The sequence below is a fragment of the Streptomyces sp. DH-12 genome (assembly GCF_002899455.1).
Taxonomy (GTDB): domain Bacteria; phylum Actinomycetota; class Actinomycetes; order Streptomycetales; family Streptomycetaceae; genus Streptomyces.
The window spans coordinates 3,659,754-3,674,038 of sequence record NZ_PPFB01000001.1; the positions used below are offsets into that span (position 1 = coordinate 3,659,754).

Annotated in this window: 9 protein-coding genes; 1 reads left to right on the plus strand and 8 read right to left on the minus strand. The window is 67.2% G+C overall.

The genetic code is table 11. The features are described 5' to 3' along the window. Nucleotides 1-17 precede the first annotated feature (17 nt). The 7 genes from C1708_RS15285 to C1708_RS15325 form a co-directional block, all read right to left on the minus strand. On the minus strand, nt 18-842 hold the full coding sequence (locus C1708_RS15285; protein WP_106413199.1) for a protein phosphatase 2C domain-containing protein: 825 nt from the start codon (nt 840-842) through the stop codon (nt 18-20). Further along, on the minus strand, nt 839-1,690 hold the full coding sequence (locus tag C1708_RS15290) for a sigma factor-like helix-turn-helix DNA-binding protein (RefSeq protein ID WP_106413200.1): 852 nt from the start codon (nt 1,688-1,690) through the stop codon (nt 839-841). The genes C1708_RS15285 and C1708_RS15290 overlap by 4 nt, the downstream gene beginning before the upstream one ends. Before the next feature lie 175 nt (nt 1,691-1,865). Beyond that, nucleotides 1,866-2,255, minus strand: a complete 390-nt coding sequence (locus tag C1708_RS15295) for an ATP-binding protein (RefSeq protein ID WP_106413201.1) — start codon at nt 2,253-2,255, stop codon at nt 1,866-1,868. Between the two features lie 97 nt (nt 2,256-2,352). Then, nucleotides 2,353-3,201: a helix-turn-helix domain-containing protein gene (locus C1708_RS15300; RefSeq protein ID WP_106416315.1), complete on the minus strand. Its 849-nt coding sequence runs from the start codon at nt 3,199-3,201 to the stop codon at nt 2,353-2,355. Nucleotides 3,202-4,759: 1,558 nt separating this feature from the next. Then, nucleotides 4,760-7,324 (minus strand): NACHT domain-containing protein, encoded by a 2,565-nt coding sequence (locus tag C1708_RS33640; protein ID WP_133169066.1) that lies wholly within the window; start codon nt 7,322-7,324, stop codon nt 4,760-4,762. A 1,730-nt stretch (nt 7,325-9,054) separates the two neighbouring features. Next, nucleotides 9,055-10,074 carry a hemolysin family protein gene (locus C1708_RS15320; protein ID WP_106413204.1) on the minus strand — a complete coding sequence of 340 codons (1,020 nt, stop codon included), beginning with the start codon at nt 10,072-10,074 and terminating at the stop codon, nt 9,055-9,057. Then, entirely contained in the window at nt 10,071-11,408 is a 1,338-nt protein-coding gene (locus C1708_RS15325; RefSeq protein ID WP_106413205.1) for a hemolysin family protein, read from the minus strand. The genes C1708_RS15320 and C1708_RS15325 overlap by 4 nt, the downstream gene beginning before the upstream one ends. 343 nt (nt 11,409-11,751) lie before the next feature. Here C1708_RS15325 and C1708_RS15330 point away from each other — a divergent pair, with 343 nt between their 5' ends. Next, entirely contained in the window at nt 11,752-12,222 is a 471-nt protein-coding gene (locus C1708_RS15330; RefSeq protein ID WP_106413206.1) for a cation:proton antiporter regulatory subunit, read from the plus strand. A 191-nt stretch (nt 12,223-12,413) separates the two neighbouring features. Here the strand turns inward: C1708_RS15330 and C1708_RS15335 are convergent, their stop codons facing one another. After that, nucleotides 12,414-13,622, minus strand: a complete 1,209-nt coding sequence (locus tag C1708_RS15335) for a cation:proton antiporter (protein ID WP_106413207.1) — start codon at nt 13,620-13,622, stop codon at nt 12,414-12,416. Nucleotides 13,623-14,285: the final 663 nt, after the last annotated feature.

Genomic DNA, 14,285 nt, shown 5'->3' on the forward strand with positions numbered 1-14,285 from the left:
TACGGTTGGGTGTGCGGCTACGACGACGGCACCCAGTGGAGAACCGTGGCGTCGTCCCTCGCCTTTCCGCGAGGCCATCGCTGCCCGTCGGGATCGCCGTTCTCCGCTTCCCGTACACGGCGGATGAGTTCGTCCGGGCCAGCGGAACCGAGCACGTCCAGCACGTCCGTCCAGTCGGCGAGGCCGAACCGGTCGACGAGGCGTGTCGCACCGTCGCTCAGCAGCGTCACGGACGCCAGCGTCTCCAGCGGCACCGTTCCGGTGAGGGCGTGCTCGGCTGCCCGTGGTTCGGGGCCGGCGATCCAGAAGCCGCCCGGCCGGTTACGGAGTCCCGTCAGGTCGTCGCGGTACTGGGCCAGGGCGGCAGCGTGCTCGGGCGTGCCGGTGGGCAGTCGGTCGACCGGCGCGCGGAGTTGCTTTCCGACCTGGTCCAGGCGGTCGTCGGTGACAGCGGTCGTCTTTCCGTCCTGACCGGCGAGGAGGAGGGTCGAGTCGCCGAGGACGAGGTATTCCAGCGCTCCCTCGCCGACGCGGACCGCGACGACTGTGCTGGTCGGGCTGGCCCGGTAGGTCAGATCACACGTGTCCTCGTGCAGGGACCGGACGCAGCGGAGCGCGTCGGCGAGACAGTCGGCGAGCGGCCGGGCGGGATCTTGCGCGATGTTGCCCAGCAGCAGTCCGCCCAGGGTCGAGGAGAACCACGCGATGCCGTGCACGCAGCCGGTCTCGGCCCCGGCGACGCCGGCACCGTCGAGGAGGACGGCCGCACCGGGAGCGGCGGCCGCGAAGTCCTCGTTCTGCTGGTCTGGTTCGGCGGGCAGCGTGCCGAGGGCGACGTTCACGCCGTCGCCTCCTCGTCGTGCAGGTAGAGGGGGCAGAGGAGTTCGGCGGATTGCGGCTCTTCGGTCTCGGGGTCGTACTCGACACTCACCAGCGTGGAGAAGTGCCGCTCCCCCACCTGTCCCCACAGCGTGCTGAGGTCCGAGGTGAGCAGGTGGACGACGCCGAGGGAGCCTGCCGTGTGGATGCCGGCGATGGCGAGGACCGAGCCGTTGCCGTCCGGGCGGGGCAGTCGGCCCAGATATCCGACGTCGTGCGGGCGGCTCGGCTCGAGGTCCGCTCCTGCGTGGTACGTCGTGCCGGTACGCCGGTCCACCAGCGCCCAGGGCTCACCCTCCGGGTGTTCCCACACGAGTACCGGGTCCTGGGCGTACAGGTCGCGCATGGTCTGGGACATGCCCGGACCGCAGACGACGACCAGGCCATCACGGTTGAGGTCGACTTCGCCGCTCACCTGTACGTGGCCGGAGCTGACGTCGAGCCCGTACGACTTCGCAAGCTCCTCGAGCCGCTTGCCCGAGTTCATGTCGGCCATGGCGACGACCGGGCGCTTCTTCGTGTCGTCCCACCGAAGCGGTGTCACGACCGTGACGGCACCTGTCCCAAGGAAGGCCCCCTCGGGCGCGGGGCCGGTGTGCCGAATCTGATGAATCCGCCCGCGGCTCAGGCCGGCCTTCTCGGCGATCTGCGCGTAGGACATTCCTTGCGCGTGGAGGTCCTGAACCACGCGGCGGCGCAGCCGAGCGAGTTCGGTCACCTCCTGCTGCGCAGCGGCCAGCCTCGTGGTGACCTCACGCAGGAGCAGGTACGGATCATCGATCGCCATGATCCGCTGCAGCTCGTCCGACATGACCACACCTCCCAGAAGTACCCAGGAGTCTAGGGCCCTAGACGGAATGGGCGGGAGGCGCCGTCCCGTACGACCTTCAACGACGAAGAAGCGCGACCGCCGCCGAGGCACACCCCGAGGAGTCACACGTCACCGCCGGCACGGCAACGGCCACCTATCAGCGGCCAGCGCACGATCACGCACCCTCCCAGGCCAGCTCCGCCCATACAGAACGCCCGTCAGGCCAGTTCTTCACGCCCCAGTTCTTCGCGCAGGCCGCGATCAGCAGCAGTCCGCGCCCGCCCTCTTCCTGGCTGGCCACATCACACAGGTGCGGGACCCGTTCACCGCCCTGGTCGACCACCTCGATATGGACGAAGCCGTCACCGAAGCCCACGACCACGAGGAACCAACCGCCTTCCGCCCCGCTCAGCGAGTGACGTACGGCATTGGTGGCCAGTTCGCTGACAACCAGGGTGGCGTCATCGACCGGCCCCTTCTCGGCGACTAAGGCAGCAACGAAGTGACGGGCCTGGACCACTTGCTCGGCAAGACCCGGGAAGGCGCGGCACCACTTGGTACGCATGGCAAGCTCCTTGTCTGCGTCTAGGGGACTAGACAGCGCGACGGCAGGCTATGCCCGCGGGAAGGCGGCACGCTAGGCATGTAGAGGAATTATTCCTCTAAGGGGTGACCGTGTCTCCCAGCTCACGAAACTCCTTCATCACCCGCAACAACAGCTCACGCGCCTCGTCCCCGAAGACGGCTGCTTCTTGGAAGCGGTCGAAGGTCTCCTCGTACGCAGCCACCTCGGCGGAGTCGACCGACACCCGCTCACCGGTGAACGCCTCAATCACGACAGCCTGCTCGTCGCACAGCGTGAATCCGTGACGAGGCAGAAGCGGCACCGGGCGGCGCCACGGGATGACGCCGAGCCGGACGGTGCTCAGGCTCTCGACGGCGAGCAGCCGGTCGAGCTGAGCGAGCATCAGCGCCGGCGTGCTCGGCCAGGTCCGCAGCACGGCCTCCGTCAGCACGAACACCGACTCGCGCCCAGGCTCGTACAACACGCTCTGCCGCTCCACACGGGCAGCGACAGCCCGACCGACCGCCTCAGGGGTTGAGTCCGGTGCGCTCTCGAAAACGTGACGGGCGTACTCAGCGCTCTGGAGCAGGGCAGGCAGAACGACGCACTGGAAGGACCGCACCGACCGAGCACCGCGGACCGCGTCATCAACGACGAGCCCAGCGGGCAGCCCTGCCGGTTCGGAGTCGGTGGCGATCGCAGACTCAACGGCGACGAGCAGGTCATGGACTTCCCCGGCCGCCGACTCATCGAGGTTGAGTGCTCGGCACAGCCGGTCCAGCACATCGACGCTGGGGACCATGCGCCCGGTTTCCACCTTGGAGACCGTCGGCTGACCAACGCCGGCCCGCTGAGCCAGAGCAGCACCCGTCAGACCAGCCTCCGCACGCAGAGCCCGAAGACGTGCCCCAAGCACCCGCATCCGCTCGCGCCGTTCACTCCCCATACTCAGGGTTCTACACCACGAGCCGATAGCGACCGGGTGCAAGAGCAGCATCAACAGCCGCCAGGATGAGCGTGATTCAAAGTCTTTCTACTAGTTCAAGGCGGCTCGCTCCGCTCACCGCGCGCGGCCCGGCCCCCGGCCGGGCCTGCGCTCCTGTCTCCGCCCCGCTCCAGCCCGGCCGGCGCCCGTGCCGCGCGCACAGCAATCAGCCGCCTGAGGCCGGAGAAAGGGGTACGTCGTGGCTGGGGCGGTCGGCTCCACGGCTTTACGGAGCCACTTTGGCGCGAGCCTCGAAGATCACGGCTTCAACGTCGTGCTTGTCCAGGCAGGTCTACAGACTGGTCGAAGCGCCGGAAGCTTACGAGACCATGATCACTGGCGCCAAAGGGGCGCCACCCCAAAGCCGCTTCGCCGAATTACATGTACGTCGACGCGCTATAGCGGGTGGGCCTACCAGACAGAGGAAGTACCGGGCAGCACGCGCGCCCGAACGCGAGTCCTAGACGTGCTTCCGAAGCTGAAGGATCCACCGACCATAAGCATGGCGTCGGTGATGAGCGAATCGTCGATCCGGATCAGACATCCGGGTTCAAGCCATGTGTCACCGGGAAGGGTGAACGAAGCATACTGGGTGGCTCCGGGTTCCAGGTCAATTTCTGCAACTCTCCCGAGATTTACCGGGGATCCATAGACGGCGAGTTGGCTAAAAACATCGCTAGCCGCGAGTTCGACTAGCTCGTCTGCGGCATCGAAGGCGTCTGCGAATTCGCGAGCCTGGCCTGTTAGAGCGTCCAGCTCTTCTTTCAAGACAGCGCATCGATAGTCGTGCCGCGGCAAAGCCCGACGAGGCTCGTGCGCATCAATCATGCTGGGACTAAGCCGTTGTCTCACCCGAGCGCGCGTGTCCCGGAGAGCCTCCCGATCAGCACTACCCAGAGCGCTGCGGGCCACACCGAGACGCAACCATTCCTCACTTGACCGCAGCGTTGAGGCAAGCGCACGAGCGGCCTCGCCAAGACCATGAGCCTGGCTCGCATTGGCTCCCAAGCGACGAGCAATGCCTGACGGAAAGTCTTGCAGTTGCAGGCCTTGTGCTCGTTCTTGGGCTCTCCACGAGAGTCGATAGGTGAACTCGGCGGTCGTAAGAGGAGTTCCGGGCGCAAGCTGAGGCGCGGGTAGTTGCGGGTAACCAGGCATGCGGGATCGCAACCAAGCGACAGTTTCTCGATGAGCAATTTCTACTTGGCCAGCCATCTGCAACCAACGCTGCAAATCACTCTTGTCGTATGGGACATCAAATGATTTGACAAGCTCGCTGAATCCGCTCATAAACCCGGCAAGTCGCAGGGGAGTGGCCGCAATCTGGGCACCACTGGCCTGCAGCGCCTGTAGATATCCTGGCACTCCAGCAGTGCGAGTGGAGGCATTGCGCGGCAACTGCTTCGCGAACTCTTGAACAAGCGGAAGCGCTGCCCAGCATTCAGCTTGCCGAGTTACCGCCCGCCAGATATGCGAGTTTGCCATTCGATATATCCTCTTCTTTGCTCTGGGTTTCGGCTCACATGCCAAGCCATCCCTGGATTGTCAAACTTTCGATAGCCTTTTGGATGCGTTCAGCCGCTGTAAACGCAGGAGATTTATCCAGCAAGTACTCAAGCGCCGTGGAACTTTCACCCTCGGGGGCGATACCGCTCCCTGGCTCGGACTCAACTCGCACAAGGATGTCACTCGCCCGCCGATAATTTACGGGTAGGAATTTCCCGAAGGGACCATTCTCCTCTTGGCCAATAACCGCGTGCAACCCTAGAGGGCCCACTTGTGCAGCTAGCATCTCAACATGACCAGGGGGTGCGACTTTTTCGATCAAGTCAAGAGAAATGTCGGCGGTTTTCTTGGCATGCGCCGTTAGCGCCTCACAGGCAGTTTCTCCAGAGGCTAGACTTCGGATTCTTGGTGCAGAAGGAGCACGGAGCAGTGCTTGCATTTCCTTTCGCCATAGCCTAACTGCCACAGTAGCGGGACCGGTCGTCGCATCAACAACAATTGCACCGAACCTCTGTGCCAGCTCTCGCGCTTGCGCTTGCCCAATCCAGCTTGGCCTATGACCTGGATGACGGACGGCCATCACTCTGTCGTCGCTTAGTAGACAAAGGGCGACAGTTTGGCCCTGCGCCTGGGAGACCATACCCAAAAGGGAAGCCACCAATTCGGGAGCATCTTCCTCTAGCCGCCTAGAGTCGAAAGAGGATAGCAAGACAGAGGTAAACGGGATATCCCTGGCGACTAGTTCCGCTAGCTCCTGATCGACACCGTTTAGTTCTGCACAAAAGAGAATTCGCTGATCATCCCCCGCAGTAAGCCTGCTAGGCAGAGGAGCAGCGCCGCTAGCATGTGCTGCTCCTGCAAGATAGTCGGCGAACGAATCATGCATTGCCACAACAGTCTGATCCCATCCGAGCGTTGTGATCAGGCCGCAGCGGCGGGCGGCACTTTCGATGTCTGCGATATCAACAACCAACCCGCTTTCACGCAAGGCCGCAACGGCGTCCATCAGTAGCTGGTGCCATTCGTACAGGTCTGCGTAGCGACGCCCCTCGTTCAATAGACGAACGAAAACTATTCCAAGGACTGTTCGCACCAAAGAGATTCCCGTGGCGCCACTGCGGGCAACAAGCTTCTCAATGAACGCTTTATAGAGTCCGGCCCTGCCCCTATTTGCTTCCGAGGTGTGGAGGGTAACAGCCATAGAGAACAATAGCGGATTGCGTGCCGCATCACCGAGTGATGCGCAAACCGTACGAACCGCGGCGTAGACAGTTTCGGGTTCCGCTGGCATGGCGCCTTGGGTGAGTGTTTCCCTCGCCAGGTCAACCTGCCGTTCGTGATCGAGAGGCTCTATTCGATAAACCGCCGGAAGCGCGCTGCTTGGTAGTAGGGCTCGCAGAGCCGCAACGTCCCTCCCCACCACCACCACCCGTGCCCCATGCCCTGAGGCCACAGATGCAAGCAGGTCCGTATGGAGAGCCTGGCGCGTAGACTCTGCCACTTCCGAAGCTCCGTCGATGACGAAGGTGACCTGAGTATCCGAAAGAGCCTGTTCGCCCGTTGCCGTTGGGTAGTGCTCCCCAAGGACGGAAGCGATACCGTCCGCTGCGAGAGCCGCCATTCGCCCTGGTAGGTAGCTCTCGGCATGGACCACGATGACTGCCTTGCCCTCGGCGGCTGATTTCTGACGCAACAGCCGGACTGCGGTGGACTTTCCAGTACCCGTACTGCCAGCCAGTACTGCTGGCCCCGTTCCTCTCAGGAGCTGGTCAATATCCCGAGTATCTCCATCACCGGATTGCCGATAATTTCCTCCGGGGGATCCCTCAAGGCTCGTGACTATTGGCGTGACTGCGCACTGGCCGCCGAGAGATGCAGCGACTTCGAGGTATCGCGCTTTGATGATTGGCCATCTCTGAGCGGGTGTTTGATTGGCTGGTACCCCGAGGAGAGCGGCAACGATTTGTCGGTCAATTATACGTAGTCGAGCGTCTGAGTTGCTTGCGTAGTCGAACAGGGCACGGAAAAGACGGTCGACGGCTCCAGTGGCTTGCTGTCGAAGATCTTCCTCTGTTCGGGCAGAGGGGAGCATCTCGGCAACCTGACTCTCGGCGCGCATCAGCAGCGCACCAGTGTTGTACGGGTCTTGGCGGATGCTCGCTCTTCCAAGTGCGACGCACACGGCGTCGCTGACGCCCGTTCCCAGGAGTTGGGCAAGAGAAGCAGTACGCCCCTCCGCAGCCTCTTCAAGTGCTTGCTGTACACGTTGGCCACTGGGACCGAGCCGGCCGTCGGTGAGGAACTCGAAAGACGCGTGCTCGGCGTCGGGGAGCACTGCCCAACGTTTCAAGACAGCCAGCAGTGCCGTTTCACCCCACGTGTAGTCAGGGGCACGCACCTTGACCTGCATGGCGTGTCGCACGGTCCCGTCGCGGTTGAACAGCTCAATGTCGACGGCGTCGTCAGAGCCTTCCACTCGGATGCTCCCGAGGGCTGGGTCCTCAAGCAGTCCTACTGCCGCCAAGACAGCCTGTGCCTGCTGATAGGCAATACCTCTGACTGTGTCTACACCGCTCACGACTCCATGTTTCCATGTTCCTCTGACACTCACGGGAGCTTCGGGTGACTTGATGGCACGTCACGGCCTCGGCCCTACCGGCTCACGAACAAGTGGCGGCGGTGGTGAAGCGGCTCAGGAACGCGATCCGCTAAGCGTCACGCGACTCCGCACCACAAGCGCACCAGATCGAGCGGGGACAGCGGGGACCACGGTAGAGGCAAACGACACCGACAGTGGGTGACTCAGCCGCCTCGCCAGGCAGCGCTCTATCGCGCCGGATGCGCACAGCTTCCCCCGCTGTGGGTTCAGGCGTCGCAGCCACGGGCCGGGCGTCGCGGCTTCCTCTGATCGACGACAGGGCAGCGTGGCTGAGGTTGGCGGGGGTATAGCGAGACTCACGCGTGCGTGATCGGTCGGCTCGCCCGCCGTTCGGGCTGACTGTCGTCGGCTGAGGTTCAGACGGGGCGCATCGAGGGCGCCGGCCGTCAGTCGAGTGCGGCAGAGCTGGGCCGTCTATGGGCCGTCCGAGGCCGCTCGACAGTGGCCAATGACGACCAACGACGACCACCAGGCGCACGAACCCACAGCTCCTGAGCAGGGAAAACCCAGGTCGCCTAGATCCCCGGCAAGACCCAGGGCAAGAAGACACCTGCGAGAAAGCGAGGAGCCTTGACCATGTGAGTGGCCGCAGGTCACGGCCGCCCTCGATCAGTCGCAGCTGTGCCGCGGCACAGCGTGTGCATCATGAGGCATGGGGATTGACCTGGAACTTCACTCATCACGGCCGGCTCGCAACAACTGGCGCAAGTCCCGCGCGACACTCCTGCGAAGCTCCTACGGGCACGGTGACGCGCTGGCCGATGCGCTCGGCTCACTCCAGCTCCTCGGAGTACCCGGGAGGCTCACTGCCGTTGATCCGTACGGGGATACGTTGATGAACGAGCAGGAGGCCGCAGCTGCCCTCCGGGAGATCCACGGTCTGAGGCAGAGATGCGGCGATGAACGTCAGCTCGCCGCACTGGACGACCTCGCGACAATGTTGGAAGAGTGCGCGGCCACTTCAGGAAGTTGCTTGTGGTTCGCGGGCGACTGAACTCATGTCACGTCCGCTGTGTGAGTGTCTAACTGAGTGACAACGCCCACGCACAACGGCGAACAAGCGCGGACGTCTGCAGACCATCAACGCAGGTGAGAGCTGCACCAGCCCCAGGTAGAGCCCACACCCAAGTTGCTTCGGGACGAAGAGGTCGTGGGTTCAAATCCCGCCACCCCGACAGCCGTAACACCAGGTGAGGCACCTAGGAACGTTCCTAGGTGCCTCACCTGTTTTCGCTTGCGTGCCCTTAGGGGCTTGTCTTCCTACCCGGCTTGCCCCCGACTGGTCGGCACGGGTGCGACCGGGCGGACCGCGGTGAACATCTCGAACTCGGAGGCGGGCGGCGGAGAGCAACAGCAGCCACTCGTCACAGCCTTGGTCCTGGCCTCGACGGGCGTCGGCGTCACTGTCGCCGTTCAGCGATGAGCTGTTCGCCATGCTCGAGCGGGAGTTGTCGGAGGGGCCGGTCGCGCATGGCCGGCCGGACCGGGCCTGGGCCCTGGTGCGGACGGGATGAGAGCCTGCTCCACTTGTTCGGCCCCTTGCTCGATCGCCCGCGACGTGAGCGCGCCCGCCTCGGGAACCGCACGCTCCGGGGAGGGGCGCGCCGAGCGCCCCCGGGGGATCGGGGCGCTCGGCCAGGACGGGTGCTCTACGCGGCCTTCGGTTGCAGGTAGCGGGCCAGCAGGTCGTCCAGGGTCACGATGCCGGTGAGACGGCCCGTGGCGTCGCGGACCACGGCGAGTGACGCCCGGCGTCGGCGCAGGACCTCGATCGCCTCGGCGACCGTGGCGTCCTCCGCCAGTTCGGGTACGGGGCGTGCCAGCGTGCGGGCGTCGGCCGTCCGCCCGTGTGCCCGCGCCACGAGGACGTCGCGGGCGTGCACCGAGCCGAGGATGGCGTCCCCGTGACGGACGAGCATGCGGGTGCGGTCGTGGGTGGTGGCCAGGCCGAGGATCTGCTCCGCCTCGGCATCGGGGGCGACCGCCACGATGTCGGCGGCCGGGACCGTCAGGTCACGCACGGGCGTCTCGGGCTCGGTCAGTGACCGGGTCAGCAGGTCGGAGTCCGTTTCGCTGATCAGGCCCAGCCGTTCGGACTCCTCGATCAGGTGGGTGAGCTGTTCCCGGTTGTGGACGGAGGCCAGTTCGTCGCGTGGCGTGACCCGGCAGAGGCGGACCAGTGTGTTGCTGACCTTGTTGAGGACCCAGATCAGCGGGCGTACGGCGGTCGCGACGGCGCGGAAGGGCGGGGACAGCAGCATCGCGGAGCGCTCGGGGTGGGCGATGGCCCAGGACTTGGGCGCCATCTCGCCGAGGACCATGTGCAGGAACACCACGACGATCATCGCGACGGCGAAGGCCACGCCGTAGCTGAGCGCGGTGGGCAGGCCCAGCTTGACCAGCAGCGGGTCCAGCTCGTGGGAGATGGCGGGCTTGGACACGGAGCCCAGGCCGAGCGTGCACACGGTGATGCCGAGCTGGGCGCCGGCCAGCATCAGCGACAGTTCCCGCATGCCGGCCAGGGCCGCCTTGGCGCCGCGTCGCCCGTCGGCCACGGCCTTCTCCATGCGGTGCCGTTTGGCGGCGACGAGCGCGAACTCGGCCGCGACGAAGAAGCCGCTGCCGATGAGCAGCAGGACGGTGACGAAGAGCGCCATCGGGAAACTCATGCCTGCTCCTCCGCCTTCTCGGCCAGCCGTTCGATCCTGATGCGTTCGGGCACGTGCCGGTCCAGGGTGCGTACGTCGATCCGGACGTCGCCGCCCGCCGGCAGCGCCACCGTGAGCCGGTCCCCGATCGCCGGGAAGCGGCCGAGCCGGTCGACGATGAGCCCGGCCACGGTTTCGTAGTCGTCCTCCTCGGGCAGTTGGATGCCGGTCGCCTCGGCCACCTCGTCCAGGCGTCGTCCGGCGTCCACCAGCCAGCCGGCGCCGTCCGCGACCGCCACTTCGGTGACCTTGTCCGTCTCGTCCGCGATGTCGCCCACGAGTTCCTCGGCGATGTCCTCGTAGGTGACGACGCCGGCCACGCCTCCGTGCTCGTCCAGGACGACGGCGAACTCGTCGTCCTGGACGCGCATCCGCTCCACGGCGTCCGGCAGCGGCAGGGTGTCGGGCAGCAGCAGCGGGCGCCGGGCCGCCGCCCCGGCCATGGTGGCAGCGGCCCTCTCCGGCGACAGTCCCATCAGGTCCCGTACGCCCAGGACGCCCGCGACGTCGTCCGGGTGGTCGCCGAGCACCGGGTAGTTGGAGTGCCCGTGCCGGGCGATGAGGGTGACGGCCTCGGCGGCCGTGGCGTCCTTGCGGACGAAGACCGCGTCGGCCCGCGGCACCATCACCTCGCGCAGCGTCCGCTCGGAGAACTCCAGGGCGTGGTCGAGCAGCTCGGCCGTTCCGCGCGGCAGCTCGCCCTGTTCGTGGGACTCGCCGATCAGGTGGCCGAGTTCCTCGAGGGTGGCGCCGTGGTGGAGTTCTTCGACCGGTTCGATGCCCACGGCGCGCAGCAGTCCGTTGGCCGCCCCGTCGAAGATCCGGATCACCGGACCGACCACCTTGAGGTAGCCGAGAGTGGAGCCGGCCAGGCCCTTGGCCAGCCTTTCCGGGACGGCGATGGCGAGGTTCTTCGGGGCCAGCTCGCCCAGCACCATCTGCACGACCGTGGCCAGCACGAAGGCGAGGACGACGGAGATCCCGGTGACGGCGGCGCCCTGGACGCCGATGCCGGACAGTACGGGCCGCAGCAGCGCGGAGACGGACGGCTCGGCGATGAAGCCGACGACCAGACCGGTCACCGTGATGCCGAGCTGGGCGCCCGAGAGCATGAACGACAGCCGCTCCAGCACCTTCAGCGCGCGGGCGGCCTTCTTGTCCCCCTCCTCGGCCTCACGGGCGAGAGCCAGCCGGTCGGCCGAGACGTAGGCGAACTCCTGGGCGACGAAATAGCCCGTCCCTGCCGTCAGGACGAACACGGCCAGCAGCCCCAGCCAGGCTTCCACGGCGCTCACCTCGCCCCGCCCCGCCTCGTGCCGTGCTCAGGAAACCCTGGGCGGAGTGGCCGGGGACTGTGCCCCGACGGGTCCGTCGATCTGGCGGACAAGGTGTCGCTCCCTCATTAGACGTGCGGACGAAGAACGATTCTGGCCGGAACCGGGTTCCCGTCCCCGTCACACCTGTTCCCGGTGTCGGACCCGCTCCGCATCGGCTGAGGCACCGCGGGGGCGGCATCGCGTCCCCCGGCGCCCGGCCCGGATGTCACCCCCGTTCCCGTGTGACGTAGGGTGCCGTCGGTCATGGCCCGTAGGACGACTGGGACGGTGGAGGGGGACGGTCATGGGCGGCGCTGGGCGCATGGGGCACACTCCGCTGCCGGGCATCGGTGTGCGGTACGACCTCGTCACGCGGGAGCGGCGGCGGTTGTCGGTGATCGCCCATCTGGACGGCGCCCGGACGCTGAACGTCTACCGCAGGGACGACCCGGACGACACCGCGGTGTGCCTGAGACTGAACGCCGAGGAGGCCGCGGCCGTCGTCGACGCGCTGCTCCCCTCGCACCACAGCCCGAACCTGCTGGCGACGGCCGAGCTGGGGCTGGTCGCCGAGCGGATCGAGCTGTCGTCCACCTCGTACTGGAACGGGCGGGTGCTCGGCGACACCCGGATGCGCACGGAGACCGGTGTGTCCGTCGTCGCCGTGCTGCGCCGCGCCGAGGCGATCCCCTCCCCCGGCCCCGACTTCCGGCTGGCCGGCGGCGACACCCTCATCGTGATCGGCACGCGTGAGGGTGTCGGCGTCGCCGCCGGGATCCTCGGGCGGGAGTGATCGGCCACGGCCTTCGGGGACGTCGGGCCTCCGTGGCCGCCCGAGCCTCCCGGGACCGGGGGCGCCTCCCGGGGCCGGGGGCGACCCGCGCGCCGGCCCACGTCCTGTGCCCCGCCCACGGCCCGACCCCTGCGCCCCGCGCGCCGGCCCCAGTCCTCACACCTTCGTGCCCCGCGCTCCGGCTCGAGCCCTCACACCTTCGCCGGCTCCGGCTCCGGCGCCGTCCGCTCCGTCTCCAGCGGTGTCTCCGGGCGGCCCATGATCTTGCGGGCCAGCGGTTCGGTCCAGCGGGCGGTGAGCGGGCCGAGGACGACCAGGATCAGGACGTACGCCGTGGCCAGCGGGCCGATGCGGGGCTCCACGCCGACCGCGAGGCCCGCGATGACGATGGAGAACTCGCCGCGCGCCACCAGCGTGCCGCCCGCACGCCAGCGGCCCGCACCCTTGATGCCCGCGCGCCGGGCCGCGTACCAGCCCGTCGCGACCTTCGTCAGGGTGGTGACGATCGCCAGGAGCAGCGCCGGGACCAGGACCGGCGGGATGTCGGCCGGGTCGGTGGACAGGCCGAAGAAGACGAAGAAGACGGCGGCGAACAGGTCCCGCAGCGGGGTGAGCAGGTTGCTCGCTCCCTCGGCGACCTCACCGGACAGGGCGATGCCCACGAGGAACGCGCCGACGGCCGCCGACACCTGCAGTTCCTGCGCCACTCCCGCGACCAGGAGCGTCAGGCCCAGCACGACCAGCAGCAGCATCTCCGCGTTGTCCGAGGACACCGCGCGGCTGATCAGGCGTCCGTGGCGCAGCGCCACGTAGAGCACGGCGCCGACGGTGCCGAGGGAGATCAGCAGGGTGACCGAACCGCCCGCCAGGCCGGCGCCCGCCAGCACCGCGGTGAGGATCGGCAGGTAGACCGCCATCGCCAGGTCCTCGATCACCAGGACGCCGAGCACCACCGGTGTCTCGCGGTTGCCGAGCCGGCGCAGGTCGCCGAGCACCTTCGCGATCACACCCGAGGAGGAGATCCAGGTGACACCGGCCAGCGCGACGGCCGCGACCGGGCCCCAGCCCAGGATCAGCGCCGCCACGGCGCCCGGCACCGCGTTGAGGACGAAGTCCACCACCCCGGACGGGTACTGCGTCTTGAGGTTGGTGACCAGCTCGGACGCGCTGTACTCCAGTCCCAGCATGAGCAGCAGCAGGATGACGCCGATCTCGGCGCCGACGGCGGTGAACTCCTCGCTGGCCCGCAGCGGCAGGATGCCGCCGTGGCCGAAGGCGAGGCCGGCCAGCAGGTAGAGCGGGATGGGCGAGAAGCCCACCCGTCCGGCGAGGCGGCCCAGCAGACCCAGGGCGAGGATGATGGCGCCCAGTTCGATGAGCATGGTGGCGGTGTTGTGCACGGGCGTCGGTCCTCCGGGTCGGTGACGGCGGCGTCAGTGCCAGAAAGGGGCGGGTGTGGCGTGCGGGCGGACGGCGGGGCGCCGGGTCGCGCACGGGAGCCGCGGGGCGCGGTGAGGCAGGGTGCGGTGAGGGAGACGGCGGGTGTCCTGGTCCGTCTGCGGTGCGACGCCGGGGAGGCCCGGATCGGGCGGAGGTGGCGTGCGGGCTGCTGCGCCCTTGACGGAGGGGCGGCGGCCGGGCAGGTCAGGCGCCGGAGACGGTGCCGCCGGGTTCGGGAACGCTGTCGCGGGGGGTGATGTCGATGCGCACGGGCCGGTTCGTGTCACGGCGTACAGCACGTCGGTTCATGTCACGTCCCCCCTCGCATCCGGGTCCGTCTCTCGCGGACCGAGCGTTCGGCAGCTCGACGGAGCGCCAAGGCGAGGTAAAGTTTACCGTACGACAAATGTCGTGTACGTCGCGTACATGTGCGAGGCGTGTAAAACGCCTGGCGGCGCACCGTGTTCCGCCGGTGACCCAGCGCCTCGTCGCGGCGGTGCGGCGTAAGGGTGGGGCAAGGGCGCCGGTGGCCCCGTCCCCCTTCGCCGCTGCCGGGTGGCCAGGACCGTACGACGGGCCGTCCCGTCCCGCCGCTCCCTGGAACCGAGCGCCGTGATCGGGCA